This window comes from Arthrobacter sp. 4R501 (genome assembly GCF_002929755.1).
Lineage (GTDB): Bacteria > Actinomycetota > Actinomycetes > Actinomycetales > Micrococcaceae > Arthrobacter.
Window position 1 is genome coordinate 63,299 of the sequence record NZ_PJIW01000005.1, and the last position, 25,535, is coordinate 88,833.

A 25,535-nucleotide genomic window follows, 5' to 3' on the forward strand; every position below is an offset into this window, starting at 1 on the left:
GGCGGAGTCCGTTCTAGTCTTGCACTTTTGGGGAATATTTGCCTGCCGCCAGCGGTTATGGTTTGCGGGTCCGCCGAACACCGGACGAATTGACTCATCATGGATTGCCCGGCAGGTATTTGCCTGGAACATTATGGCCTGACACAGACTGGAGTTGCCCTTGAGGTTACTGAAGGACGGGACGGAGCCCGCCGGATCCGTAGCACTGCAGACTCTGGAATCCGATCCTCCGGAGTACGGTACGTCGCGCGCCAAGGCCGTCACAGTAGACTTGAACGCAATGAGCACCCTGGATCCGGCCCTCGAGGCCATGTATGAGGCCTCCGAACGAGAAGCCAAAACAAGCAGCGAAGCCAATGCCAGCAGCGACGCGCCGGCAGGGAGTGACTCGCGGCCGGCAGACGCGCAGCCTGAAGCGGATGTCCCTGTGCCCGCTGAGCCTGGGCCCGCCGAGCAACCTGTGGATGTGGCCACCGAATCAGCGGAAGAACGCCGGGTCCGTTTTGAGCGTGATGCCATGCAGTACGTGGATCAGCTCTACTCGGCCGCCATGCGTATGGCCAGGAACCCCGCTGATGCGGAAGACCTGGTCCAGGAGGCCTACACGAAGGCGTTCTCCGCGTTCCATCAGTACAAGCCGGGAACCAACCTCAAGGCCTGGCTGTACCGGATCCTGACCAACACGTACATCAACCTTTACCGGAAGCGGCAGCGCGAACCGCTGCAGTCGAACTCGGACACCATCGAGGACTGGCAGCTGGCCAGGGCGGAGTCGCACACGTCCCGCGGCCTGCGCTCGGCCGAGGCTGAGGCGCTGGACCACCTGCCGGACTCGGACGTCAAACGGGCGCTGCAGGCCATTCCCGAGGAGTTCCGGCTGGCGGTGTACTTCGCCGATGTCGAAGGCTTCGCGTACAAGGAGATCTCGGACATCATGAACACGCCCATCGGGACAGTGATGTCCCGGCTCCACCGCGGCCGGAAAATGTTGCGGGACATGCTGGCGGACTATGCCGCCGAACGAGGATTCAAAGGCGCCGTCGAATCACAGGACACGGCCGCGACCACAAAACAGGAGAACAGGAAATGAGCGACTGCCAGGGATTGGGCGACTGCGATGACGCCCGGATGCAACGCATCTACGAATACCTCGACGGGGCGTTGACCCGCCAGGACATCACGGAAATCAAGACCCACCTTGATGAGTGCCCTGAGTGCACCGAGCAGTACGACCTCGAGTGCGTGATCCGCAACCTGGTGAAGCGCTCGTGCACCGAGGCCGCTCCGGAAAACCTGAAGAACGCCATTTTGGACCGGATCCACTCCATCCGCCCGGTGGACGCCTGACACAAGCGGTAGCCGTCTGAAGGGACACCTGACCGCGGGGACGCCTGGCTGCGTCGATGCCCGTCCGCAGTACCGCAGGCGTGAAAGACCAGTGCAAAGACGAAGGACCCCGGAAGCCATGTGGCTTCCGGGGTCCTTCGCTTAAACCGTTTTCCAAGCTTTAGCTTAGGCGTTGGGGCGCTTCCCGTGGTTCGCGCCGCCACGCTTACGGTCACGACGTTTACGTGCACGCTTGCTCATAGCTGGCCTCCTTAAATGTTGGTACTCAAAAGAGCTGCCCTCAAGTCTCCCACACCATGGGACACGCCGCGAAACCGAAACGGGCTGTGACCGGGGGCAACACCGATCCGGCGGCGCAGCCGGGCGGCTCGGCCGGGCAGTGCAGCCGCGCTGCTCAGCCGGGCAGTGAGTTGCGGATGGAGATGCGCGCTTGGTCCAGCACGGTCCTGACAGTTTCCAGCGTGACGGCGCTGAGCGGTTGCCGGGTTGCCTGCAGCCGCAGTTCCACGCGCAGGTCGTCCCGGAACGCCTGCAGCAGCATCTCCGCTTCCTTCAGCTCCCGGAACCCTTCCGAAGACTGGCGGCCGGCTTTCCTGAAATCGGCGGCCCGCGCCGTGGAACGGGCCGCCTCTGCGGTGGCTGCCAGGTCTGCCCGCAACCCACGCATGTTGGCGCGGATATCCGCCCGCAGGTTGTCTGCCAGGCGGCGGACGGAAGCGGAAATGTCGTTCTCGACTCCGGCGAGTTCCTCACGGCGCTTGTTGAGTTCGGCAAGCCCCGCCGCGGTGATGCGGTAGTTGGTGCGGCGGCCAACAGGCTCGGTGGCGACGAGCCCTTCTTCCTCCAGCTTCCCCAGCCGCGGATAGATGGTTCCCGCGCTTGGGGAGTAGGTGCCGCCGAATCGTTCGCTGAGGGCTTTGATCAGTTCATAGCCATGCTTAGGCCCCGACTCCAGCAGTGCGAGCAGGTACAGCCGGAGCGCGCCGTGGGCGAACACCGGAGGCATCAGTGCCCCGCTTCCGGGCTACTTGCGTCGTCACTGCGGGCCGGCTGGCCATGGAAGATGGACGTTTTGCCGGACACCGAGTTGGTCCGGACCAGCATCAGTTTCCCGTCCGGTCCGGCAATGGTTTCCACCTTGCCTCCGGGCTGCGAGTACTGCTGGTCATCAATCACCACAACGCCGCTGGCAGACTTCGCCACGATGTCCACCCCGACGTCGTGCGGCAGCCTGATGGTGAGGTCGCCGGAGACTGAATTGGCACCGAAGTCGTGGGTAAAGCCGAGCAGGTCAAAACTCATGTCGCCGCTGACCGTGTGAGCCCGGATGTTGCTGAACCGGCCGGATGCGGTGACCTCGCCGGAGACACTCTTGGCGGTCAGGACGCCGTCGTGGTTTCGCGCGATGACCTCGCCGCTGACGGTGTTGACGTGAAGTTCCCCGGATGTGCCGTCTGCCATCACAGAACCTGAAACGGTATTGAGCCGCGTGTGCCCGCTGATTCCGGACACAAGGCCATCGCCGCTGACCGTACCGGCCTCCACCTCGACGCCGGCAGGCAGCGCAATACTGATAACCGCTGAGTTATTGCTGTTGTGGTTGACCGTGCCCATCAGGTTCTTGAACCAGCCCTGCGGGCCGTGCAGCTGATGGCGGACCTCAAGCCTGCCGTCCGTCAGTGTCACCGACACGGGATCGCCCTGGACGTCGTTGATCTCCACGCGGGCAACGGCGTCGGCATGGGTGACGACGTCGAACCGGCCGCGGACCATGCCCAGCTTTAGCGACCTGACGTGGTCAACGTCGATGGTTTGCGGACCAGTGACGGTCCAGCTGTCCTCTGTCATGAAATCCTCCAAAACCGCGATATATCGTGACTGATATTCCAAGATATAACGGACCGCCGGAAGCAGTCAAGATATATCGCGACTGGAAGGGTTGGGGATGCTTACTCGGGGGCGTCCATACCCAGCCATTGGAACCAGCCACGGTGGAGGACCAGCCAGGCCATCAAGCCATAGCCCGCCTGCCCGGGCGTGCCGGTGTTGGCCGCAAGGTCCTGGCGCCACTGTTCGTGGTTCAGCAGCGGGGAGAACGTGTCCACATAGAGGTGCTTGCGCCTGGTGGTGACGTCAGCGAAGGCTGTGTTCAGATCGGCGAGCCGGCGGTTCTGTACCGGGTCCAGCGTGGGCGGCGGGCCCACCACAAACACCTCGATCCGGTTCTGCGTGGCGGTATCCAGGATGTTGGCCAGGTTCAGGCGGCTCCGGGCGGTGGACAGGCCGAACTCGATGTCCCGGCCCGAAAGGCCGATCACCAGGCGGTTCTCGTGCTGGTCACCGAACCGCCGCCCGGCCTCCTCCTGCCAGCGGGCAGCCAGCCCCTCCGTTCCTTCCTGGGGACAGGGGAGGGCATACGCTTCCATGACCATGCCGTCCTGCGGAGTGCGGGCCAACACGCGGCCCAGCCAGCCGAGGGCCCTGGGATCGCCCAGCCCGGCCAGCAGTTCATCTCCAACAGCTGCGATCCGCAGCTTCCTGTCTTCCACAAGTCCCTCTTTACGTCCGTGCCGATTCAGGCCAATCGGCGTGGCTATGATCCATCTTCATTAAACAGAACTGCCCGGCCGGAGTCTGGTATTTCGACGTCCGGCCGGGCAGCCACTGGGACTACTTCCGTGCAAATGCCTGCTTCAGCAGTGAATCCTGCTCAGCTGCGTGTCGCTTCATGGAGCCGGCCGCCGTGGAGGCCGATGCGGGACGCGACACCAGGCGGACGCGCCGGTCCAGCGCCTCCGGGAGGTTCAGGCCCATAAACGGCCACGGTCCCTGGTTGGCGGGCTCGTCCTGTGCCCAGACAACCTCCGCGTTCGGGTACTTGGCCAGTTCCGCTGCGATTTCTCCGTGCGGCAGCGGGTAAAGCTGCTCCACGCGGACAATCGCGGTGGTCTTGTCACCGGTCTTCTGCCGGGTGGACAGGAGATCGTAGTACAGGCGGCCGGAGACCAGCAGTACGCGTTCGACGGCGTCTGCCGCCAGCGGCTCGTGGTCACCGATGACGGGGCGGAAGGAGCCCGTGGTGAAGTCCTCGACGGACGACGCGGCTGCCTTGAGGCGCAGCAGCTGCTTCGGCGTGAAGATGATCAGCGGCTTGCGCGGCCGGCTGTACGCCTGGCGGCGCAGCAGGTGGAAGTGTGAGGCCGCCGTGGTGGGGTTGGCGACGATCATGTTCTCTTCGGCGCACATCAGCAGGAAGCGTTCGATGCGTGCCGACGAGTGGTCCGGGCCCTGGCCTTCGTAGCCGTGCGGCAGCATCAGGACCAGGGAGGAGCGCTGGCCCCACTTCTGCTCGGCCGAGGAGATGAACTCATCGATGATGGTCTGCGCGCCGTTGACGAAGTCACCGAACTGCGCTTCCCACAGCACCAGGGCATCCGGGCGTTCCACCGAGTAGCCGTATTCGAAGCCCATGGCCGCGTATTCGGACAACAGGGAGTCGTAGATCCACAGCTTCGCCTGGTCATCCGAGAGGTGGCCCAGGGGCAGCCACTCGCCGCCGTTGGCGCGGTCGTGGAACACCGCGTGGCGCTGCACAAACGTGCCGCGGCGCGAGTCCTGGCCGGCAAGCCGGACGGGAACGCCTTCCATGATCAGCGATCCGAAGGCCGCGATCTCGCCAAAGCCCCAGTCGATGCCGCCTTCGCGGGACATCTGCTCGCGCTTTTCGAGGAGCTGCTTGAGCTTGGCGTGGACGGTGAAGCCCTCGGGGATCTGGACGTGGGCCTTGCCGATGTGTGCGAGGGTCTCCGGCGAAATGGCAGTGGACGCCGGGGCGTTGGTGCCGGAGTCAGCCTGCTGGGCGATGGGACGCTCAATGTCGGAGACGGCGGCGGAGTCCGCGGTGATGATCGGGATGGGCGAGGTCTGGGCCGCGTGCGTTTCGGCGAAGACCCGCTCCAGCCGTTCCTGGTAGTCGCGGAGCAGCTGCTCCGCTTCTTCCTCGGTGATGTCGCCACGGCCGATGAGTGCCTCGGTGTACAGCTTGCGGACGGAGCGCTTGGCTTCGATCAGGTTGTACATCATGGGCTGGGTCATCGAGGGGTCGTCACCCTCGTTGTGGCCACGGCGGCGGTAGCACACCATGTCGATCACAACGTCCTTGTGGAAACGCTGGCGGAACTCGTAGGCGAGCTGGGCAATGCGCACCACGGCCTCGGGATCGTCACCGTTCACGTGGAACACCGGTGCCTGGATCATCTTGGCGACGTCCGTGGAGTACGTGGATGAACGCGACGACGATGGCGCAGTGGTGAAGCCCACCTGGTTGTTGACCACCACGTGGATGGTGCCGCCGGTCCGGTAGCCGCGCAGCTGGGACAGGTTCAGTGTCTCGGCAACCACGCCCTGGCCTGCGAATGCAGCGTCGCCGTGGACCATCAGGGGCAGGACCGGGAAGGCCTCGCCCTGGTCCAGGCGGTCCTGCTTGGCGCGGACGATGCCTTCGAGCACCGAGTCGACAGCCTCGAGGTGGGACGGGTTGGCGGCGAGGTAGACCTTGGTCTCGTTGCCGCTTTCCGATGTAAACGTGCCTTCGGTACCGAGGTGGTACTTCACGTCGCCGGAGCCCTGCACCGAGCGGGGATCCTGGGTGCCTTCGAATTCGCGGAACACCTGGGCGTAGGTCTTGCCGGCGATGTTGGTGAGGACGTTCAGGCGGCCGCGGTGGGCCATGCCGATTGCAACCTCGTCCAGTCCGTCGTCGGCGGCATCGGAAATGATGGCGTCGAGCAGCGGAATCAGGGATTCGCCGCCTTCCAGCGAGAAGCGCTTCTGGCCGACGAATTTGGTCTGCAGGAAGGTCTCAAACGCTTCGGCCGCGTTGAGCCGGGACACAATGCGCAGCTGCTCTTCGCGGCTCGGCTTCGAGTAAGGGTGCTCCAGCTGGTCCTGGAACCACTTGCGTTCCTCCGGCTCCTGGATGTGCATGTACTCGATGCCGGTGGTGCGGCAGTAGGCATCACGGAGGACGCCGAGGATGTCGCGGAACTTGAGCATGGGCGCGCCGCCGAAACCGCCGGTGGGCCACTCACGGTCCAGGTCCCACAGGGTCAGCCCATAGGTGAGGACGTCAAGGTCCGGGTGCTTGCGCTGGACGTACTCCAGGGGATCGGTGTCTGCCATCAAGTGGCCGCGCACACGGTAGGAGTGGATCAGCTGCTGGATCCGGGCAACCTTGTTGATCTGGTCGGCAGGGTCCACCTGCAGGTCCGGGCTCCAGCGAACGGGCTCGTACGGGATGCGGAGGGACTCGAAGATTTCGTCGTAGAAGTTCTGGGCACCGAGCAGCAGCTGGTGCACAAGCTTCAGGAACTCGCCGCTGCCGGCTCCCTGGATGACGCGGTGGTCATAGGTGGATGTCAGCGTGAGGACCTTGCTGATGGCGTTCTGCGCAATGATCTTTTCGCTGGCGCCCTGGAACTCGGCCGGGTAGTCCAGCGCGCCGACGCCGATGATGGCGGCCTGCCCCTTGGACAGGCGCGGCACGGAGTGAACGGTGCCGATGCCGCCGGGGTTGGTCAGGGACACCGTGGTGCCGGAGTGGTCATCGGCGGTCAGCTTGCCGGCGCGGGCCCGCTTGATCAGGTCTTCATAGGTGTGCCAGAACTCGGAGAAGTTGAGGGTCTCCGCCTTCTTGATGTTGGGCACCATAAGCAGGCGGGTGCCGTCCGGCTTGGGCATGTCAATGGCGATGCCGAAGTTGACGTGGGCCGGCTGGATGGCGCTGGGCTTGCCGTCGATTTCGTCGTAGTAGACGTTCATGGAGGGGAACTGGGCGAGTGCCCGGATCACGGCGTAGCCGATGAGGTGCGTGAAGGAAACCTTGCCGCCGCGTGCACGGGCCAGGTTGGAGTTGATGACCACGCGGTTATCGATCAACAGCTTGGCCGGAATAGCCCGGACGCTGGTGGCCGTGGGGACCTCAAGGCTGGTGACCATGTTGGTGGCGATGGCCTTGGCCGGGCCACGAAGAACGGAGACCACGTCCTCTTCCGGAGCAGTGGGTGCCTTGACGTTCTTGGGAAGCTGGGCGGGAATCGGCTGGGCGCCGGTTCCGGGCTCGGTCTTCTTCGCGCCATCGCGGGCGACCGTAGCGGGAGCTTTCTTTGCCGCCGCGGGGGCGGTGGCTGGCGCTGCGGGCTGAGCGGCCGGCGACGTTGCCGGTGCAGCAGTTGCAGAAGCCGGAGGTGCCGCCGGTACAGCCGGCATTTCGCGGGTTGCTGGGTGGGCCACGGCTACCGCCGTGCTTCCGTTGGAAGAAGAACCGCTGCCTGAATCGAAGGACTCGAACAGGGGCCACCATTTGGTATCCACCGTGTTCTTGTCTTTCTGATACTGCTCGTACAGTTCGTCAACGAGCCACTCGTTTCCGCCAAATTCCTCTGGTAGACGGTGGCTAGGCTGCTCTGGCACTTGAAATACGCCTCTTCCATGAGTTTGATTTCTCTCTGGCCGCCACGGTGCCGCAGCACAACATTCGAACCAGTCTCTGCGTCCTGAACCCGGACCGTTGCCAGTCTAATGAGCATTCTGTGTTAACTGCCAATAACGGTGACCCAAATCATGGCCATGACGCGGAGATCGCGGATTGTGGCGTCCGGAAACCGTCCCGGCGCGGGTGCGCCGTGACCTCAGTGCGGCCATCCGAAAGGCGCAATCTGCTCCTGTAGACTGAACTTCTTATGGACAGTAAATCTAGGTGCCGGCCTGGGGGCTGTCAGCGGAGCACGACGTACAGCACCGCGCAGTCCACCCGCAGAGCCGGCAAACCCCGAACACGCGCCCATCATTCTCCGTCAGCCCACCCCGGCGGAGCCCCTATGGAAACAGCGTCGGCTTCGGCCGATCATCCTCCGCCGGTCCGTTTCCCCCGGCTTCACACAATTTCTCCCGGCTTTCGGGCGGGATGCTGAATGGAGTGGTTGCTCCTCGCGGCAGGCCTCCTGCTGATCGCCGGCACCGGCTTTTTCGTCGCCGTCGAATTTTCCCTGATTGCCCTTGACCAGGCCACGGTCCAACGTGCCATCGATAACGGTGACACCGGTGCCGTCCCGCTGCTCAAGTGCCTGAAATCCCTCTCAACCCAGCTTTCCAGCTGTCAGCTCGGCATTACCCTCACCACCCTCCTGACCGGTTACGTGATGGAACCGTCGGTGGGCCGCCTCCTCGAGGGCCCGCTGGCCGCCGTCGGAATTCCCGAGGTGGCGGCGGCATCCGTTTCCCTGGTCATCGCCATGGTGCTGGCCACGCTGCTGTCCATGCTGCTTGGCGAACTGGTGCCCAAGAACATGGCCATTGCGCTGTCCTTCCAGGTCGGCAAAGCATTGGCGCGGCCGCAGCTGGTCTTTACGGCCATCTTCAAGCCGGCCATCGTGGTGCTCAACGGCTTTTCCAACAAGGTACTGAACGTCTTTGGCCTGGAGGCCAAGGAAGAAATTTCCGGTGCCCGGACACCGGCCGAGCTCGCCTCCCTGGTGCGGCGCTCCGCCGCCATGGGAACGCTCGACGCCGGGACGGCCAACTTTGTGGCCCGCACCCTGAACTTCTCGGCCCGGACGGCCGCCGACGTTATGACGCCCCGGATCCGGATGGAAACCATCGACGCCGACCAGCCTGTCTCGGAGATCCTGGACGCCGCCCGGCGCACCGGGTACTCCCGTTTCCCCGTCATCGGGGAGTCCTCCGACGACATCAAGGGCCTGGTCCACGTCAAGAAGGCCGTTGCCGTGCCGTGGGACCGGCGGGCCAACCTGGAGGCCGGGGCCATCATGACCGATGTCCTCCGCGTGCCGGAGACCATCCACCTCGATGCCCTCCTGGCCGAGCTGCGCGAGGGAAACCTCCAGCTCGCGATTGTCCTGGATGAATACGGCGGAACCGCAGGCATCGCCACCCTTGAGGACCTGGTGGAGGAAATCGTCGGTGAAGTGTCCGACGAGCACGACAAGGTACGCCCGGGACTGCTCCAGAGCGCCTCCGGGGACTGGTACTTTCCCGGGTTGCTGCGCCCCGATGAGCTTTCCGAACAGATCCCGGGGCTGACTGTTCCGGACGAAGCCGCCTACGAAACCGTGGGCGGGTACGTCATGAGTGAACTGGGCCGGATCGCCGCCGTGGGGGACACCGTCGACGTAGGCGGAGGCACGCTGAGCGTGACCAGGATGGACGGCCGAAGGATCGAGCGGATCTCCTTCCATCCGGCGGCGCCTGAAGCGGAGCCTGCTCCGGAAGACGGGAGTGAACGATGAGTGACTGGGCCGGAATTGCCTGGCTGGTTGTCCTCCTGCTGGGTAACGCGTTTTTTGTCGGCGCCGAGTTCGCCGTAATGTCGGCCAGGCGCAGCCAGATCGAACCACTGGCCGAGGCCGGTTCCATGCGGGCACAGACCACGTTGCGCGCTATGGAGAACGTCTCATTGATGCTTGCCTGTGCGCAGTTGGGCATCACCGTGTGCTCGCTGCTGATCCTGCAGGTGGCCGAACCGGCCATCCACCACCTCTTGGCGGCTCCCCTGGAAGCTGTCGGGCTGCCGGTGGAAGTTGCCGACGTCGCGGCGTTCGGCATTGCCCTGATGGTGGTAACCTTCCTCCACGTGACATTCGGCGAGATGGTGCCGAAGAACATTTCGGTATCGGTGGCGGACAAGGCTGCCTTGCTGCTGGCGCCGCCGCTGATGTTTGTTGCGAAGCTGGTCAACCCGGCCATCGTCGCGCTGAACTGGTCCGCCAACCACATCCTCAAGCTGCTGCGGATTGAGCCCAAGGATGAGGTGAACTCGTCCTTTACCCTCGAAGAGGTTCAGTCGATCGTGCAGGAATCCACCCGTCACGGGCTGGTGGATGATGACGCGGGACTGATCACCGGCGCCCTGGAATTTTCCGAATACACGGCGTCGGACATCATGGTTCCGCTGGACGACCTGGTCATGCTGAAGGCGGCCACCACACCGGTGGAGTTTGAAAAAGCCGTCAGCAGGACCGGTTTTTCGAGGTTCCCGATGCTGGACGATGACGGCATGCTGTCGGGGTACCTCCACGTGAAGGATGTGCTGTCCATTCCCGAGTCGGACTACCAACACCCCATCGCGGAGAGCAGGATCCGTTCGCTGGCCAACCTCGCGCTGGCCGACGAAGTTGAAACGGCCATGTCCGTCATGCAGCGCACGGGCTCACACCTGGCCCGCGTGATCGGCACGGACGGGCAGACCCACGGCGTCCTCTTCCTGGAAGACGTGATCGAGCAGCTGGTGGGAGAGATCCGGGACGCCACGCAGGCCACCGGCATCAGGAGGCTGGGCGAGCCGAACGGTGACTGAGCGCGCCCGGGTCCGCACGGGCCCGGCCCGGCTATCCTAAATAGGAATCATTCACATTTAGGGGTAAGCTTTTTGGAGACGCAAAAGTCCATCCCTGTACTGAACTGAGGTTTCCGTGCGCCACCCCGCCGCCATCCGAACGTCCCTCGCAGCCCTCGCCGGCCTGAGCCTGCTGCTCACCGCCTGCGGCTCCGGAGGCGGTGCACCGTCGGCGACGTCCGGCCCGCAGTCATCCGCCGGCGTCGTCGAGGTGGTGGCGTCCACCAACGTGTACGGGGACATCGCCGCGATCATCGGCGGGGACAAAGTCAACGTCACCTCCATCATCACCAAGACCAGCCAGGACCCGCATTCGTACGAGGCCACCGCGCAGGACCGGCTGCTGGTGTCCAAAGCGGAACTGGTGGTCGAGAACGGCGGCGGCTACGACGCCTTCCTCCACAAGATGGCCGACGACAGCAACATCCCGCACAGCAATATCGTCACGGCCGTCGAAGTGGCTGGCCTGGCTCCGGAGGAAGGCCACACCGATTCGCCGTCGGCGGCGAGCGAGTCAGCTGACGGCCACCACCACGAGCACGGTGAGTTCAACGAGCACGCCTGGTACAGCCTGGATGCCATGGGTAAGCTCGCTGATTCACTGGCGGCAAAACTGGGTGAACTCGAACCGGAATCCGCGGCCCTGTTCACTTCCAATGCCGCAACCTTCAAAGCTGGGGTGGACGGCCTGGCCGTCAAGCTCGCCGCGCTGAAGGCCAACGGAACAGGCGCAGCCGTGGCCGTGACCGAACCTGTCCCGCTGTACCTGCTCGAGGCAGCCGGGCTGGAGAACAAGACTCCGGCCGACTACACCGCCGCGATCGAGGAAGGCTCGGACGTTCCGCCCGCGGTGCTGAAAGCAGCCACGGACCTGGCGGGATCCAAGGACATCAGGTTCCTCGCCTACAACGCGCAGACAGAGGGACCCCAGACACAGGCGCTGAAAAAGGCAGCCGAAGCAGTCGGCGTTCCCGTCATTGACTTCAGCGAAACCCTGCCCGAAGGCAAGACGTACCTGCAGTGGATGACGGACAATGTTGACAACGTCAGCAAAGTTTTGGAGAGAAATAGTTGAAACCGGTGGTCAGCCTCCGCGGGGCGTCCCTGCAGTTCGGCAAACGCTTGCTCTGGGAGGATCTCGACCTGGACATCAAGCCCGGCGAGTTTTTCGCCGTCCTGGGCCCCAACGGCAGCGGAAAGACCAGTTTCCTCAAGGTTCTCCTGGGCCTGCAGGAACTGCAGTCCGGCCGGGCCACCCTTGGCGACCGTCCCGTGGAGCGGGGCAGCAACCTGATCGGCTACATTCCGCAGCAGAAATCCTTTGCTCCGGACACCCCCATGCGTGCCCGGGACCTGGTGGGGCTCGGAGTGGACGGCCACCGCTGGGGGCTGCGGCTGGGCAAGTCCCGGGCAAACCGCAGGATCGATGAGCTCCTGGAACTGGTGGGTGCCAGTGACTACGCCAAAGTCCCGGTGGGCCAGCTCTCCGGCGGTGAGCAGCAGCGCCTCCGGGTGGCCCAGGCGCTGGCCACGGACCCCAAGGTCCTCCTCTGCGACGAACCCCTGCTGTCCCTGGACCTGCACCACCAGCAGGCCGTCAGTGCGCTGATCAACAAGCAGTGCCACGCCCAGAACAGCGCGGTGGTTTTTGTCACCCACGAAATCAACCCCATCATCGATTACGTTGACCGGGTGCTGTACCTTGCGGGCGGGCGGTTCCGGGTGGGGACCCCGGAAGAGGTCATGACCACCGAAGTCCTGTCTGAACTCTATGGCAGCCACGTGGAAGTCATCCACGCGAACGGGCGCATCGTCGTCGTCGGCCTGCCTGACGCGACCACGCACCACCATGCCGATTTCCACGCCACGGTGGGGGAGGTGGCCTGATGGATGCGGACAGCATCATCGGAGCGATCTTCAGCTTTGAGAACTACGGCGAGCTGCTGGTGCTGGTCCAGAACTCGATCTGGGCCGGGGCTGTGTTGGGCCTGTTGGGCGGGCTGGTGGGCACCTTCGTGATGAAACGGGACTTGGCCTTCGCCGTCCACGGCATTTCCGAGCTCTCCTTCGCCGGGGCGGCGTTTGCGCTCCTGATCGGCTCGGACATCGTGTTTGGCTCGCTCATCGGCTCGGTGGCGGCTGCGCTGCTCCTGGGCCTGATGGGCGTCCGGGCCCGGGACAAAAACTCCATCATCGGGGTCATCATGCCCTTCGGCCTGGGGCTCGGCATCCTGTTTCTGTCGCTCTACGAAGGCCGGGCCGCCAACAAATTCGGCCTGCTCACGGGGCAGATCGTGTCCGTGGACACCGTCCAGCTCCAGGTCCTTGCCGGCGCCGCTGTGCTGGTCATCGCAGCCCTGGCAGCCATCTGGCGCCCGCTGAACTTTGCCAGCGTTGATCCCGAACTGGCAGAAGCCCGCGGGGTGCCCGTACGGACGCTCGCGCTGATCTTTATGGTTCTGCTGGGAGTCAGCGTTGCGCTATCCATCCAGGTGGTGGGGGCGCTCCTGGTGCTCGCATTGCTGATCACCCCGGCAGCCGCGGCGCTCCGCGTGACGTCCGCTCCCGTGGCCGTCGTGGCGCTCAGTGTTCTTTTCGCCGTCACGGCCACGGTGGGCGGAATCCTGCTGGCCCTGGGCGGCCGGATCCCCATCAGCCCCTACGTCACCACGCTGTCATTCCTGATCTACGTGGTGTGCCGCACCGTCGGCAGTGTCCGGGCCAAGAAGGGCATCAACGGCCGGCTGGTGCACGCCCGCTGACACGGGCATACGCGGGATGCTTCAGGTTGCGGCGGCGCAGGCCGTCAGAGCTTGCCGGCGGCCCTGAGGGCTGTGCACTCCGGGCACAGGCCGAAGATCTCCACGGTGTGCGCCACCTCGCTGTAGCCATGTTCGGTGGCGATCCGAGCGGCCCAGGTTTCCACCGCCGGGGCCTCGACTTCCACGGCCTTCCCGCAGTTGCGGCACAGCAGGTGATGGTGGTGCCCGGTCACGGCACAGCGCCGGTAAACGGCTTCGCCCTCGCCGTTGCGCAGCACGTCCACGAGGCCCTCGTCGGCGAGGGACTGCAGGATCCTGTACGCCGTTGCCAGGGAAACTGAGACGCCCCTGTTCTGCAGGATGCGGTAGAGCTCCTGCGTGCTGACGAAGTCATCCAGCTCGTCCAGGGCAGCGCTGACGGCCACACGCTGCTTGGTGACGCGCTGCTCCTTGCCGGGCACACTAACGGTGCCTGCGCCGGATGCAGCGGTCGACGGCGTGGCGTCAGCTTTGGTGCCGAACGGCATGAAGGTACTCGCTTCCCTGAGGGACGGTGGCAATCATCAAGATTACCAGCCTGGGCTGAACAGCCGGACGCCCCTTGGACAGGTTTGGGGTCGGACCCTAGGCTGGCGCTATGAAGTTGACAAAATACACCCACGCGTGCGTCCGGCTTGAGCAGGACGGCCGGGTGCTGGTGGTGGATCCGGGAACATTCTCCGAAACAGAGGAAGCCCTGGACGGGGCGCAGGCCGTGCTCATCACCCACGAGCACGGCGACCATGTGGATGTGCCGGCCATGGTCAACGCACTGCGCCGCTCTGACGTCCTGGCGGTCTTCGCGCCGGCCGGAGTGGCCGCCCATCTGCGGGAGGAGGCGCCGCAGGCTTCAGCGCGGATCCACACGGTTGAACCCGGTTCCAGTTTTGACGCGGCCGGCTTCAGCGTCCGCAGCTTCGGCGGGCAGCATGCACTGATCCACCCGCAGGTCCCCATCGTCGCCAACATCGGCTACCTGGTGGACGGCAACGTTTACCACCCGGGGGACTCGTTCATCGTCCCCGACGGCCTCAGCGTGCAGACGCTGCTGGTTCCGCTCCACGCGCCGTGGAGCAAGGTCAGCGAGGTGGTGGATTTTGTTATCGCCGTCCGGGCCCCGCGAGCATTCCAGATCCATGACGGGCTGCTCAACGAAACGGGCCTGAAGATAGTGGAAGGTCACGTTGCCCGGCTGGGCCGGAAATACGGCACCGAGTACACCCGCCTTGCCCCGCGGGAATCGGTGGAGGTCTGATCGGCTACGCGTTCCAGACGCCGGTCTCGAAAAACCGGCGGATGACTTCCTCATGCGGCTCGGGGTCCAGGCCTTGGCCGGACAGCCACGCCGGATTGTAGTAGTTGCCCGCATAGCGGTCGCCGCCGTCGCACATCAACGACACAATGCTGCCGCGCTGTCCCTCGGCGATCATTTCCGCCACCAGTTGCCAGACACCCCACAGATTGGTGCCGGTGGACGGTCCGGCGTGCAGGTCGGCGACCGTGCGCAGGTGCCGCATGGCTGCGACGGAGGCGGCATCGGGAACCTGGATCATGTGGTCGATGACGGCGGGCACAAAGCTCGGTTCCATCCGCGGGCGGCCGATGCCTTCGATCCGGGACGGCAGGCCGGTGCTGGCCCCACCAGTACCGTTCACCCAGCCGGGGTAGAACGCGGAATTCTCCGGGTCGACCACCGCAAGGCGGGTGTCGTGGCCGCGGTAGCGCAGGTAGCGGCCAATGGTTGCACTGGTGCCTCCGGTCCCCGCACCCACCACGATCCAGCGGGGGACGGGGTGTTCCTCCAGCGCCAGCTGCCCGAAGATGGACTCCGCGATGTTGTTGTTGCCACGCCAGTCCGTGGCCCGCTCCGCGTAGGTGAACTGGTCCATGTAGTGGCCGTTGGACGTGGCAGCGACGTCCGCCGCCGCAGCATAAACCTCCGAGGCGTGGTCAACCAACAGGCACGAGCCGCCGAACTGTTCGATCAGCGCGATCTTCTCCGGGCTCGTCGTGCGGGTCATGACCGCAACGAACGGCAGGCCCAGGAGCTGCGCGAAATATGCCTCCGAAACAGCGGTGCTGCCGCTGGACGCCTCCACGATGGTGGTCCCTTCACGGATCCAGCCGTTGACCAGGCCGAAGAGGAACAGCGAGCGGGCCAGCCGGTGCTTGAGGCTCCCCGAACGGTGCGTGGATTCGTCCTTGAGGTAAAGCTGGACGCCCCAGTGCTGCGGGAGCGGTACCGAGTAGAGATGGGTATCGGCGGACCGGTTGTTTTCCGCATTGACTTTTCTGATGGCCTGGTCAGCCCAGGCCCGGTCAGCGCTCGCGTTCTTCACCGGACCAGCCTACCGTCGGCCCTACCCGCCAGCCGTTCTGCCGCAGTTAGAGTTGGATCAGCGGCTGCACACCCCACAAGCACAATTGCAAGGAGAACGATGGGTCCACTGATGGCTGTCCCGGCTTTGGCGGCGCGTTTCGACGCCGGCCAGCGAACCGTGTTGCTGGACGTCCGCTGGGCGCTGGGGGACCCGCACGGCCGGGAACACTACCTTGAGGGGCACCTCCCCGGGGCAGTTTTTGTGGACCTCGCCACCGAATTGGCGACGCCGGCCACCCCGGCCCGCGGCAGGCACCCGCTGCCCACGGACGCGGAATTCCAGGAAACTGCCAGGCGCTGGGGGATCAACAACGGCGACGTTGTGGTGGCCTATGACAACAGCGGCAACATGGCCGCCGCCCGGCTCTGGTGGATGCTCCGCAACGCAGGGTTCCAGGACGTGTACCTGCTCGACGGCGGACTGGCCGCCTGGCGGGACGCCGGACTGCCGCTGGACACCGGACCGGTGGACGCCGCCGTCGGGCGTGTTTCCTTTGACGTTTCCCCTGCCGGAGGCAGGATGCCCAGCATCGACGCGGCCGGAGCGGCGGACTGGCCGGCAACGGGCGTCCTCCTGGACGCCCGGGCCGGCGAAAGGTACCGGGGCGAATTTGAACCCGTTGATCCCCGCGCCGGCCACATTCCGGGCGCCCGGAGCGCACCCACAACGGAGAACGTGGACGGGGCCGGGCATTTCCTGCCTGCGGACCTGCTGCGGCGCCGGTTCGAGGACCTCGGCGTCCGCGACGACGTCCCGGTGGCCGTGTACTGCGGCTCGGGCGTGACCGCCGCCCATGAGGTGGCCGCCCTCGAAATCGCAGGATTCCGGGCCGCCCTCTATCCGGGTTCCTTCTCGGAATGGTCCAACAATCCCGCGCTGCCGGTGGCGACGGGCAGCCGGCCGAATGGCCATGCGGCGGCCCGCGGGGGTAGCGTCGAAGGATGACCCCAGGACGCCCCGTACCGCCGCCCCTTGCCCGCCCCGTATTGCCGAACGATGATGTTGTTGCCGATCCTGCTGCTCATCCTGCTACGGACCTGGTCACCGATCCGGGCACCGGCGTGCTGGCAGCCGCCTATGGCGCGGTTTCCCCTGACAGCGGCATGGTGCCCCTGACGCTTGCCCGGCGCGCCCCGAAAGCGGACGACGTCGAGATTGCCATCGAATTCTGCGGCCTGTGCCACTCGGACGTGCACGCCACGCGCGGCGAATGGGGCAGCCAGAAATATCCGCTGGTCCCCGGCCACGAAATCGTGGGAACCGTCAGCCGCGTCGGCTCGGGGGTGACTGACTTCACCCCGGGGGACCGCGTGGGCGTCGGGTGCATGGTTGATTCCTGCCGCGAATGCGAGAGCTGCCTGGACGGCCTGGAACAGTACTGCGAAAACGGGCTGATCGGGACCTATGGCGCCACGGATCCGCGCAACGGTGATGCCATCACCCAGGGCGGCTACTCGTCCGCCGTGGTGGTGGACCGGCGCTACGTGGTCCGAGTGCCCGGCAACCTGGACCCGGCCGCCGTCGCCCCTTTGCTCTGCGCCGGTGTCACCACATTCTCTCCCTTGCGGCACTTCGACGTGGAGGAAGGCGACGTGGTGGGCGTGGTGGGGCTCGGCGGACTCGGACACATGGCCGTGAAGCTCGCCAAGGCCATGGGAGCGCGGGTGGTGGTCTTCACCACCTCCGAAGGCAAGGTGCCCGCCGCGCTGGAACTCGGGGCCGACGAAGTGATCCTGTCCCGGGACAAGGACGCCATGGCCGCCGCGGACCGCACCATCGACCTCATCATCGACACCGTGGCCGCTCCGCACGACCTGAATCCGTTCTTCCGCACCCTGCGCGTTGACGGTGCGCTGTTCCAGCTGGGCCTGCCCTCCGACGCCATGCCGCCGGTGAATCCGGGGGCCCTTATCCGGCGGCGGATCGCGTACGCTGGCTCGCTGATCGGCGGCATCGCCGAAACTCAGGAGATGCTCGACTTCTGCGCCGAGCACGGAGTAGTGGCGGATATCGAACTGGTGCGCGCAGACCAGCTGAATGAGGCCTACGACCGCATGGTGGCAGGCGACGTGAAATACCGGTTTGTGCTGGACACCAGCACCCTGCAGGCTCCGGCCGAGAAGGCAGACGCATGAGCACCCTGTTCACCAAACTCATCAATGGCGAGATCCCCGGACGCTTCGTCTGGCGGGAGGCTGACGTTGCGGCCTTCCTGACCACGGGTCCTCTGGCCGACGGGCACACCCTGGTGGTCCCCACCGAGGAGGTGGACCGCTGGACGGATGCGTCCCCGGAGACCCTCGCGAAGGTGATGGAGGTGGCCCGGCGGATCGGTGCGGTGCAGCTGGACGTCTTTCCCGCCGAGCGGGCGGGGCTGATTGTGGCCGGGTACGAGATCAACCACCTGCACGTACACGTGTGGCCGTCCAGGACCATGGCTGATTTCGATTTCGCCTCGGCCGACCAGAACCCGGATCCCGCGGTGCTGGACGCGAACGCCGAAAAGCTGCGCGCCGGGCTTCGGGCCGCCGGCTATGCGGAGTTCGTTCCCGCCAGCTGAGCCTGACGCTCGTGCCGGTTTGGCCCGTCCAGGACTTTGCCCGCGCCAGCCGTGGGCCGGCAGGCCTAGGCCGGCGCCAGCGCCTTGTTCAGGACAGCCCGGATCCGCTTTTCGGAGACGGAATAGGCCGTTCCGAGTTCGACGGCGAAGAGGCTCACCCGCAGCTCTTCGATCATCCAGCGGACCTGCGTCAGTTCGGCACCGACCCGACGCCCTGGCAGCAGGGCCGACACGGCGTCGTCGTAATCGTCTTCCAGCCGCTGGACCGCGGCCATGCTCAGGCCATCCCGCTGGACGTTGCCGGGGAGCTTTTCGAGGCGTTTCTCGATGGCGGCAAGATAGCGGGGGAGCTGGCTCAGCTGCTTGTAGCCCGTGCGGGCCACGAATCCCGGGAACACCAGCTGCTCGAGCTGGCTCCTGACGTCGTTCAGGGCGCTGATGAGTGCGAGGCTGGTGGTGCCCTTCAGCTGTTTCTCAATCCGCCGGGTGCTGGCCAGGACGCGCTCCACCACGGCCGTCACACTGAAGACGGTATCGATGAGTTCCGCCCGGACCTGCTCGTAGAGGGCGTCGAAGGACGCCCGGTCCCACGGGAGTTCCGCCGGGGTCAGTTTGTCCACGGCAGCGAGGGCGCAATCGGCAATGAGGGCTGACACCGAACCGTGCGGATTCTGGCTGAACGTCAGCTTTTCGGTGTTGTTGAGGTGCTCCAGAACGTAGCGGTCCGGTGCGGGTACTCGGAGGGCGAGGAGTCGGATCACACCGCCGCGCATGGCCTCGAGCTGCTCCGACGAGGTCTGGAAGACTCGCAGCGCCACGGATGTTCCTTCATCCACCAACGCCGGATAGCCGGTGACCATGTGGCCGTTGACGGTGTTGCTGACCTGCCGCTGCACCGTGCCGAAGGCCCACTCCGTCAGGCCGGACTGTTCCGTGAAGCCTGTGCCGCTGCCGGCTGCATTTCCGCCAGCCGACGAAGCGGGTACGTTCCCGCCGGACCTTCCGGGTGACTTCGAATTTCCACGAGACTGCGGCGCGGTGGTTCTGGGCGTGGCCCCCAGGGATTCAGCAATGGCGCGGCGTGTTGCCGGGGCCAGCCGCTCCTGCAGGGCCGCGAGGTCCTTGCCCTCATCCAGCGCCTTGCCCTGGGTATCGACAACCTTGAAGCTCACCCGTAGGTGGGACGGCACCGCGTCCCAGTTCCAGGAACCGGGAGGGATGACGTGGCCCCGGATCCGGCGCAGGGCCAGTTCCAGTGAAGCTTCCAGCTCATCGTGGGCCGGATCAAAGTCCGATTCCAGGGCGGCAACGGCCTGCCGGGCCACATCCGGAGCGGGGACGAAGTTCTTGCGGACCTGCTTGGGCAGGGACTTGATCAGGGCAGCCACGAGCTCGGCACGCTGGCCGGGGATCAGCCAACGGAAGGCGGCATCATCGAGCTGGTTCAGGAAGAGCACCGGGACTTCGGCCGTGACGCCGTCGGACGGGTTGGGCGGTGACCCGGGCGCCACAGGGTGGAACTCGTAGCTGAGTGGCAGCTCAAAGCCCTTGTGCAACAGCGTCTTCGGATAAGCGGCCTCGTCCAGGTCATCGGCGTCGTTGTTGAGCAGCAATGACTTGTCGTAGTCGAGGAGGTCCGGATTCTGCTGCCGGGCCTCCTTCCACCATTTGTCGAAGTGCCGTTCGGATACAACGCCGGGGCCGATCCTGGCGTCGTAGAACTCAAACAGCGTTTCGTCGTCCACCAGCAGGTCCCGGCGGCGCATCCTGGCTTCGAGCTCCTCGACCTCCAGAAGCAGGGCGCGGTTGCGGTGGAAGAACTTATGGTGCGTTTTCCAATCGCCTTCCACCAGGGCGTGCCGGATGAACAGCTCGCGGGCCAGCACAGGATCCACTCGGCTGTAGTTGACCCGGCGCTGCGGGATGATGGGCACGCCGTACAGGGTGACCTTCTCGTACGCCATGACCGCGCCCATTTGGGTGGACCAGTGCGGCTCGCTGTAGCTGCGCTTAACGAGGTCCGGCGCCACCTGCTCCGCCCAGACGGGATCGAACTTGGCTGCGACCCTGGCCCAGAGGCGGCTCGTCTCCACGAGTTCGGCAGCCATCACAAACGTGGGGGACTTCTTGAAGAGCGACGAGCCGGGGAAGATGGCGAACCGGCTGCCGCGGGCACCGGCGTATTCGCGCTTACGCTCGTCCAGGATGCCGATGTGGCTGAGGAGGCCCGACAGCAGGCTCATGTGGATGCTCTCGTGGTTGCCCGCAGGATCGGCAAGGCGCTTGTTGTCCAGGCTGATCCCGAGCGGGCGAGCCATCTGGCGGAGCTGGGCGAAGAGATCCTGCCATTCCCTGACGCGAAGGTAGTTGATGAACTCGGTCCGGCACAGGCGGCGGAACTGGGTGGACGAGAGTTCCTCCTGTTTCTCCTGCAGGTAGTTCCACAGGTTCAGGAAGCCGGTGAAGTCAGAGTTTTCGTCACGGAAGCGGGCATGCTTCTCGGCAGCGAGCTGCTGCTTGTCCGTGGGACGCTCACGCGGGTCCTGGATGGTCAGCGCCGCGGCCAGGATCATTACCTCGCGGACGCAGCCGCGCTTGCCGGCCTCCACGATCATCCTGCCGAGGCGGGGATCCACCGGCAGCTGGGCAAGCTGCTGTCCGACGGCGGTGAGTCCGCCGCTCTTGGCGTCACCTGGCCGGACGGCATTCAGGGCGCCGAGCTCGCGCAGGAGCGTAACGCCGTCGTTGATTGCCCGCGAGTCCGGTGGTTCGACGAACGGGAAGTTTTCCACGTCCTTGGGCCCGCGGGCAACGCCCATGGCGGTCATCTGCAGGATGACTGCCGCCAGGTTGGTGCGGAGGATTTCCGGGTCCGTGAACAGCGGCCGGGACCCGAAGTCCTCTTCCGAATAGAGCCGGATGGCGATTCCGTCCGACACACGGCCGCACCGGCCGGAGCGCTGGTTCGCCGAAGCCTGCGACACGCGCTCGATGGGCAGCCGCTGGACCTTGGTGCGGTGCGAGTAGCGGGAGATGCGGGCCGTGCCGGTGTCGATGACGTACCTGATGCCCGGGACCGTCAGTGACGTCTCGGCCACGTTGGTGGCCAGCACAATCCGGCGGTTTTTGCCGGGGTGGAACACCTTGTGCTGTTCCTGCAGGCTCAGGCGGGCGAACAGCGGGAGCACCTCGGTGCCGGCCAGGCGCCGGTTGGACTGGATCCTGGCGTTAAGTGCCTCTGCTGCGTCGCGGATTTCGCGCTCGCCGGAGAAAAAGACCAGGATGTCGCCGGGTGCCTCGGTGGCGAGTTCGTCAACGGCGTCGCAGACGGCGTCGAGCGGATCGCGGTCCTCTTCGAGTTCGTCATCGGAGGCGTCTGCATCTTCGCCATCGGCGGGTCCGCCGGCTGGCTGGGACAGCGGCCTGTACCGGATCTCCACCGGGAACGTGCGCCCGGACACCTCGATGATGGGGGAGGGCTCGTCGTCGGACCCGAAGTGTTTAGCGAACCGCTCCGGATCGATCGTGGCCGAGGTGATGATGATTTTCAGGTCCGGCCGCTGCGGCAGGATGCGCTTGAGGTAGCCCAGGATGAAGTCGATATTGAGGCTGCGCTCGTGCGCTTCGTCAATGATGATGGCGTTGTATTTGCGCAGCAGCTTGTCCCGTTGGATCTCTGCGAGCAGGATGCCGTCGGTCATGAGCTTGACCTTGGTGGCGCGGCTGACTTCGCCGGTGAACCGCACCTGGAAGCCGACTTCCTGGCCGATCTCCACACCCAGTTCCTCGGCGATGCGCTCAGCGACGGTGCGGGCTGCGAGCCGCCGCGGCTGGGTGTGCCCGATCAGGCCGTTGTCGCCAAGGCCCAGCTCGAGGCACATTTTGGGGATCTGGGTGGTCTTGCCGGAGCCGGTCTCGCCGGCGATGATGGTCACCTGGTTCGCTGCAATGGCAGCCTTCAGGTCCTCGCGGCGCTCGGAAACGGGCAGCTCAGCAGGGTAGGAGATATGAAATGTCATGGCTGCAGCCAGTCTACTGGGGCGGCGCCTGTTTCCCGCGCTTGCTGCCGTCAACCCCGACGCCGGCCCGGCCGTTGATCCCGCCTTCCCCGCCCTCCCGGACGCCACTCATTCAGAACATGAGGAAAGGACCCGGCTCACATGTGCCGGGTCCTTTCGTGTTGGTACGGATGGGTTAACAATGGCGGGTTGAGGCATGCCTTCTGGTTAGAAAATGCGCAGGGTGTAGTTGACGCTGGGCAGGTCCAGGGCGGACCAAGGCTGGTCGGAGGTGATGGGCGGGGTGTGGCCGCGGCCATCACGCAGGAGCGCTGAGACGGTGGCGGCGAGAACAACGAGGAGCAGGACCACTAGGGCGATTCCGAAGATTTCCATGACTCAATGCTGCTCCCGTCGGCGGTGAAGAAACAGTGGCAGAAATGCCCAAAAAGCTCGAATTTCTGCCATAATGGAAGCATGCTCAAATCAGTGGCAGTCATCGTAGTTCCCAACTTCTCTGTCTTCGAGTTCGCCACCGCCTGCGAGGTTTTTGGCATCGACAGATCAGGACGCGGCAGCAACGTTCCGGCGTTCGACTTCCGGGTCTGCACACCCGAGCCCGGTAACGTCCGGATGAAATCGGGACTCTCCTTGAATGTTGCGCTGGGATTGGAGGCAACGGCGGACGCGGACCTCGTGATCATGACGCCCTACGGACACGATTCGGACGTTGCGGAATCCGTCATGGAGGCATTGCGCGCCGCGCACGCCCGGGACGCCTGGGTGATGTCCATCTGTTCCGGAGCCTTCGCACTGGCACGCGCCGGTCTTTTGAACGGGCGGCGATGCACCACGCACTGGCACTATTCCCATGAGCTCGCAAGCCGGTATCCGGAAGTGCAGGTCGATGAAAACGTGCTCTACGTGCAGGACGGGAACCTGATCACCAGTGCCGGAACCGCGGCAGGGATTGATGCCTGCCTCCACCTGGTGCGCGTTGAGCTGGGCGCCAACGTGGCCGCCGCCATTGCGCGGGACATGGTGGTGCCGCCGCACCGCGACGGCGGCCAGGCCCAGTTCATCGACCGGCCCATGCCTGCCTGTGGATCGGCGCCGATGGAAGAGCTGCTGCGCTGGATGGTGCAGAACCTGGAGCAGGAGCACACTGTTGTTGAGTTGGCGGCACGCGTGCACATGTCAGCCAGGACGTTTGCCCGCCGCTTCCGGTCCGAAACCGGGGCCACACCTGCTGCCTGGCTGAACTCGCAGCGGGTCCTCCGGGCGCAGGAGCTGCTGGAATCCACTGACCTGAACATCGACGAGGTTGCCCGGGAATCCGGCTTTGGCCACCCCGTCCTCCTTCGGCATCACTTCGCCAAGGTGCTGGACACCAGCCCGCAGTCCTACCGTCGGGCCTTCCGGGGACAGCTGGTAACGGCAGGCTGACCGGCGAGCCGCTAAGCCCTAGCGGGCCGATCAAGCCGGGGCAGGCCCTTGCGGTCCAGGCGTGTCTTGCCGCACGGGGCTGTCCTCGGAGGCCGCCCGGGTGCTGTCCACCAGCACACGCCATGGTCCTGTGACAGCCTGCTCCGGCAGCGCTGCCCGCCGCTGGCCCGCCCGGATCGAATAGATAAATCGGTCCGGCTGGTTGTCCTGCACCTCCGCGGCTGCGGCCCGGACAGTCTTGGGCACCGTGCCCCAAGGGCATGCTTCCACAATGGGTTGCCACTGGCTTTTGGCGCTCGCGGTCTGGGCGTGCACTGTCCATACGCGGGTCAGGGCTGCGATGCCGCCGCTGCGCTCCACACTGATCTTCATGGCCTAGGTCCTGGGCTTTCCTGCAGCCTGGCCGCCGGCTCGCGGCGGGCAGGCGTTCAACTAAAGCTTGACCTTCACAGTTTCCCACGCCTGCCGCACGGCGTCATGCTCCGGCGAATCGGTGCCGAACAGGTCGACGGCGGATGCCGCCGTCGCCCTCGCGAAGACGCGGAAGGTGGCGGTGGCAGGCAGCGAGCCGCCCGTCAGTGCGTCGTACCAGATCCGTCCCGGCGCCTCCCAGGCGTTGCCGCCCAGGGTCTCCGCCGTGAGGTAGAAGGCCCTGTTGGGGATCCCGGAGTTGATGTGGACGCCGCCGTTGTCCGCGCTGGTCCGCACATACGAGTCCATCGAATCGGGCTGCGGATCCTTACCCAGCACGTCGTCGTCGTACGCTGTGCCCGGGGCCTTGAGGGATCGGAGAGCCGATCCCTCAACCTGGGGCGTGAAGAGTCCTTCGCCGATCTGCCAGCTGGCGTCAGTCACGGACTGGCTGTTCAGGTACTGCTCCACGAGCGCGCCGAAAACGTCGGACATGGATTCGTTGATGGCACCGGCCTGGTTGCGGTAAGCCAACCCCGCCGAGTACTGCGTGACGCCGTGAGTGAGTTCGTGCCCGATGACGCTCAGCGACCGCGTAAATCGTTCGAAGACTTCGCCGTCGCCGTCGCCGAAGACCATCTGGCGGCCGTCCCAGAAAGCATTGTCGTAGAGCTTGCCAAAGTGCACCGTGGCATCGAGCGGCAGTCCTTCGCCGTCGATGGAGTTACGGCCGAAGATGTCGGCAAACAGGCGATGCGTGTGTCCAAGGCCGTCGTACGCCTCATCAGCGGACTGATCGCCGGAAGCCGGTTCGCTTTCCTTGCGTACGAGCTTTCCGGGCAGGATCTCGGATCCGCCGGCATCGTAGATGCTCCTGTTGGGTGGGCCGGGACGGACGTCGCGCAGTGCCGGGGGAGCGGCCGGAGCCGGCTGGGTACGGGCTGACTGGACTGACCGGACGTGGCTTAGCGCTTCCTTGGCGGCCCGCGCGGCGGCAGAAAACCGAGGCTCGTCCAGGCGGGCCAACCGCCGCAGTATGTAAGGCGGAATGATGGAACAGAATGTAGCTGGAATGTGCATGGCCTACCCCCTCGAGTACGTTGAATCAGCCTACGAGGGGGTGCTGACAATCTGATGAAGGCTCACTCAACCCGGCGCGAACGGACAGTTGAGGCCCCG

22 protein-coding genes are annotated in these 25,535 nt (G+C 65.2%); 12 read left to right on the forward strand and 10 right to left on the reverse strand.

The window, feature by feature from the left end:
• Positions 1-280: 280 nt before the first annotated feature.
• Together CXR02_RS05860 and rsrA are read left to right on the forward strand one after the other, a co-directional pair.
• Positions 281-1,090 (forward strand): sigma-70 family RNA polymerase sigma factor, encoded by an 810-nt coding sequence (locus CXR02_RS05860; protein ID WP_104061283.1) that lies wholly within the window; start codon positions 281-283, stop codon positions 1,088-1,090.
• Positions 1,087-1,347 (forward strand): mycothiol system anti-sigma-R factor, encoded by a 261-nt coding sequence (rsrA, locus tag CXR02_RS05865; RefSeq protein WP_104061138.1) that lies wholly within the window; start codon positions 1,087-1,089, stop codon positions 1,345-1,347. Before CXR02_RS05860 ends, rsrA begins: the two co-directional genes overlap by 4 nt.
• 394 nt (positions 1,348-1,741) lie before the next feature.
• Here rsrA and CXR02_RS05875 read toward each other — a convergent pair whose 3' ends face one another.
• From CXR02_RS05875 to CXR02_RS05890, 4 genes are all read right to left on the reverse strand, one after another.
• On the reverse strand, positions 1,742-2,353 hold the full coding sequence (locus tag CXR02_RS05875) for a PadR family transcriptional regulator (protein ID WP_104061139.1): 612 nt from the start codon (positions 2,351-2,353) through the stop codon (positions 1,742-1,744).
• Positions 2,353-3,195 carry a hypothetical protein gene (locus CXR02_RS05880; RefSeq protein WP_104061140.1) on the reverse strand — a complete coding sequence of 281 codons (843 nt, stop codon included), beginning with the start codon at positions 3,193-3,195 and terminating at the stop codon, positions 2,353-2,355. Before CXR02_RS05880 ends, CXR02_RS05875 begins: the two co-directional genes overlap by 1 nt.
• A gap of 101 nt (positions 3,196-3,296) precedes the next feature.
• Positions 3,297-3,896, reverse strand: a complete 600-nt coding sequence (locus tag CXR02_RS05885; RefSeq protein WP_099093407.1) for a GDSL-type esterase/lipase family protein — start codon at positions 3,894-3,896, stop codon at positions 3,297-3,299.
• A 121-nt stretch (positions 3,897-4,017) separates the two neighbouring features.
• Complete coding sequence (locus CXR02_RS05890) at positions 4,018-7,818, reverse strand: multifunctional oxoglutarate decarboxylase/oxoglutarate dehydrogenase thiamine pyrophosphate-binding subunit/dihydrolipoyllysine-residue succinyltransferase subunit (RefSeq protein ID WP_104061141.1); 3,801 nt, start codon at positions 7,816-7,818, stop codon at positions 4,018-4,020.
• Between the two features lie 500 nt (positions 7,819-8,318).
• Here CXR02_RS05890 and CXR02_RS05895 point away from each other — a divergent pair, with 500 nt between their 5' ends.
• The 5 genes from CXR02_RS05895 (at position 8,319) to CXR02_RS05915 (ending at position 13,521) form a co-directional block, all read left to right on the forward strand.
• Positions 8,319-9,653 (forward strand): hemolysin family protein, encoded by a 1,335-nt coding sequence (locus tag CXR02_RS05895; protein ID WP_104061142.1) that lies wholly within the window; start codon positions 8,319-8,321, stop codon positions 9,651-9,653.
• The gene (locus tag CXR02_RS05900) at positions 9,650-10,720 is read left to right on the forward strand and encodes a hemolysin family protein (protein WP_104061143.1); all 1,071 of its coding nucleotides are present in this window, start codon (positions 9,650-9,652) and stop codon (positions 10,718-10,720) included. The genes CXR02_RS05895 and CXR02_RS05900 overlap by 4 nt, the downstream gene beginning before the upstream one ends.
• 115 nt (positions 10,721-10,835) lie before the next feature.
• The gene (locus tag CXR02_RS05905; protein ID WP_104061144.1) at positions 10,836-11,834 is read left to right on the forward strand and encodes a metal ABC transporter solute-binding protein, Zn/Mn family; all 999 of its coding nucleotides are present in this window, start codon (positions 10,836-10,838) and stop codon (positions 11,832-11,834) included.
• A complete protein-coding gene (locus tag CXR02_RS05910) occupies positions 11,831-12,646 on the forward strand; it encodes a metal ABC transporter ATP-binding protein (RefSeq protein WP_104061145.1) in 816 nt (271 codons plus the stop codon). The genes CXR02_RS05905 and CXR02_RS05910 overlap by 4 nt, the downstream gene beginning before the upstream one ends.
• Positions 12,646-13,521 (forward strand): metal ABC transporter permease, encoded by an 876-nt coding sequence (locus CXR02_RS05915; RefSeq protein WP_104061146.1) that lies wholly within the window; start codon positions 12,646-12,648, stop codon positions 13,519-13,521. The genes CXR02_RS05910 and CXR02_RS05915 overlap by 1 nt, the downstream gene beginning before the upstream one ends.
• 44 nt (positions 13,522-13,565) lie before the next feature.
• On the opposite strand, the gene CXR02_RS05920 is transcribed toward CXR02_RS05915, so the two are convergent.
• On the reverse strand, positions 13,566-14,048 hold the full coding sequence (locus tag CXR02_RS05920) for a Fur family transcriptional regulator (protein WP_258060841.1): 483 nt from the start codon (positions 14,046-14,048) through the stop codon (positions 13,566-13,568).
• 110 nt (positions 14,049-14,158) lie between these two features.
• On the opposite strand from CXR02_RS05920, the gene CXR02_RS05925 reads away from it, so the two are divergent.
• A complete protein-coding gene (locus CXR02_RS05925) occupies positions 14,159-14,815 on the forward strand; it encodes an MBL fold metallo-hydrolase (RefSeq protein ID WP_104061147.1) in 657 nt (218 codons plus the stop codon).
• Between the two features lie 4 nt (positions 14,816-14,819).
• Here CXR02_RS05925 and CXR02_RS05930 read toward each other — a convergent pair whose 3' ends face one another.
• Positions 14,820-15,899 carry a PLP-dependent cysteine synthase family protein gene (locus CXR02_RS05930; protein ID WP_104061148.1) on the reverse strand — a complete coding sequence of 360 codons (1,080 nt, stop codon included), beginning with the start codon at positions 15,897-15,899 and terminating at the stop codon, positions 14,820-14,822.
• A gap of 99 nt (positions 15,900-15,998) precedes the next feature.
• Here CXR02_RS05930 and CXR02_RS05935 point away from each other — a divergent pair, with 99 nt between their 5' ends.
• Genes CXR02_RS05935 through CXR02_RS05945 form a run of 3 tightly spaced genes read left to right on the forward strand, consistent with a single transcriptional unit; the run spans position 15,999 to position 18,501 of the window.
• A complete protein-coding gene (locus CXR02_RS05935) occupies positions 15,999-16,886 on the forward strand; it encodes a sulfurtransferase (RefSeq protein ID WP_104061149.1) in 888 nt (295 codons plus the stop codon).
• Positions 16,883-18,076 (forward strand): NAD(P)-dependent alcohol dehydrogenase, encoded by a 1,194-nt coding sequence (locus CXR02_RS05940; RefSeq protein ID WP_104061150.1) that lies wholly within the window; start codon positions 16,883-16,885, stop codon positions 18,074-18,076. Before CXR02_RS05935 ends, CXR02_RS05940 begins: the two co-directional genes overlap by 4 nt.
• The gene (locus CXR02_RS05945) at positions 18,073-18,501 is read left to right on the forward strand and encodes an HIT family protein (RefSeq protein ID WP_104061151.1); all 429 of its coding nucleotides are present in this window, start codon (positions 18,073-18,075) and stop codon (positions 18,499-18,501) included. Before CXR02_RS05940 ends, CXR02_RS05945 begins: the two co-directional genes overlap by 4 nt.
• Positions 18,502-18,566: 65 nt before the next feature.
• Here CXR02_RS05945 and hrpA read toward each other — a convergent pair whose 3' ends face one another.
• Positions 18,567-22,520: an ATP-dependent RNA helicase HrpA gene (gene hrpA, locus CXR02_RS05950; protein WP_104061152.1), complete on the reverse strand. Its 3,954-nt coding sequence runs from the start codon at positions 22,518-22,520 to the stop codon at positions 18,567-18,569.
• Between the two features lie 207 nt (positions 22,521-22,727).
• Positions 22,728-22,895, reverse strand: coding sequence for a hypothetical protein (locus CXR02_RS22320; RefSeq protein ID WP_181037140.1), 168 nt, complete (start codon positions 22,893-22,895; stop codon positions 22,728-22,730).
• An 81-nt stretch (positions 22,896-22,976) separates the two neighbouring features.
• Between CXR02_RS22320 and CXR02_RS05955 the strand changes: the two genes are divergently transcribed.
• Complete coding sequence (locus tag CXR02_RS05955; protein ID WP_104061153.1) at positions 22,977-23,945, forward strand: GlxA family transcriptional regulator; 969 nt, start codon at positions 22,977-22,979, stop codon at positions 23,943-23,945.
• A 30-nt stretch (positions 23,946-23,975) separates the two neighbouring features.
• Here the strand turns inward: CXR02_RS05955 and CXR02_RS05960 are convergent, their stop codons facing one another.
• On the reverse strand, positions 23,976-24,317 hold the full coding sequence (locus CXR02_RS05960) for a protealysin inhibitor emfourin (RefSeq protein ID WP_104061154.1): 342 nt from the start codon (positions 24,315-24,317) through the stop codon (positions 23,976-23,978).
• A gap of 60 nt (positions 24,318-24,377) precedes the next feature.
• Complete coding sequence (locus CXR02_RS05965) at positions 24,378-25,436, reverse strand: M4 family metallopeptidase (protein ID WP_104061155.1); 1,059 nt, start codon at positions 25,434-25,436, stop codon at positions 24,378-24,380.
• Between the last annotated feature and the right edge of the window lie 99 nt (positions 25,437-25,535).

What these genes read in the sequence shown, in the direction of transcription:
- CXR02_RS22320 (WP_181037140.1), bottom strand. Translation starts at nt 22,895, where the DNA reads ATGGAAATCTTCGGAATCGCCCTAGTGGTCCTGCTCCTCGTTGTTCTC.
- CXR02_RS05915 (WP_104061146.1), top strand. Translation starts at nt 12,646, where the DNA reads ATGGATGCGGACAGCATCATCGGAGCGATCTTCAGCTTTGAGAACTAC.
- CXR02_RS05960 (WP_104061154.1), bottom strand. Translation starts at nt 24,317, where the DNA reads ATGAAGATCAGTGTGGAGCGCAGCGGCGGCATCGCAGCCCTGACCCGC.
- CXR02_RS05895 (WP_104061142.1), top strand. Translation starts at nt 8,319, where the DNA reads ATGGAGTGGTTGCTCCTCGCGGCAGGCCTCCTGCTGATCGCCGGCACC.
- rsrA (WP_104061138.1), top strand. Translation starts at nt 1,087, where the DNA reads ATGAGCGACTGCCAGGGATTGGGCGACTGCGATGACGCCCGGATGCAA.
- CXR02_RS05860 (WP_104061283.1), top strand. Translation starts at nt 281, where the DNA reads ATGAGCACCCTGGATCCGGCCCTCGAGGCCATGTATGAGGCCTCCGAA.
- CXR02_RS05945 (WP_104061151.1), top strand. Translation starts at nt 18,073, where the DNA reads ATGAGCACCCTGTTCACCAAACTCATCAATGGCGAGATCCCCGGACGC.
- CXR02_RS05875 (WP_104061139.1), bottom strand. Translation starts at nt 2,353, where the DNA reads ATGCCTCCGGTGTTCGCCCACGGCGCGCTCCGGCTGTACCTGCTCGCA.
- CXR02_RS05940 (WP_104061150.1), top strand. Translation starts at nt 16,883, where the DNA reads ATGACCCCAGGACGCCCCGTACCGCCGCCCCTTGCCCGCCCCGTATTG.
- CXR02_RS05880 (WP_104061140.1), bottom strand. Translation starts at nt 3,195, where the DNA reads ATGACAGAGGACAGCTGGACCGTCACTGGTCCGCAAACCATCGACGTT.
- CXR02_RS05965 (WP_104061155.1), bottom strand. Translation starts at nt 25,436, where the DNA reads ATGCACATTCCAGCTACATTCTGTTCCATCATTCCGCCTTACATACTG.
- CXR02_RS05935 (WP_104061149.1), top strand. Translation starts at nt 15,999, where the DNA reads ATGGGTCCACTGATGGCTGTCCCGGCTTTGGCGGCGCGTTTCGACGCC.
- CXR02_RS05900 (WP_104061143.1), top strand. Translation starts at nt 9,650, where the DNA reads ATGAGTGACTGGGCCGGAATTGCCTGGCTGGTTGTCCTCCTGCTGGGT.
- CXR02_RS05955 (WP_104061153.1), top strand. Translation starts at nt 22,977, where the DNA reads ATGCTCAAATCAGTGGCAGTCATCGTAGTTCCCAACTTCTCTGTCTTC.
- CXR02_RS05925 (WP_104061147.1), top strand. Translation starts at nt 14,159, where the DNA reads ATGAAGTTGACAAAATACACCCACGCGTGCGTCCGGCTTGAGCAGGAC.
- CXR02_RS05920 (WP_258060841.1), bottom strand. Translation starts at nt 14,048, where the DNA reads ATGCCGTTCGGCACCAAAGCTGACGCCACGCCGTCGACCGCTGCATCC.
- hrpA (WP_104061152.1), bottom strand. Translation starts at nt 22,520, where the DNA reads ATGACATTTCATATCTCCTACCCTGCTGAGCTGCCCGTTTCCGAGCGC.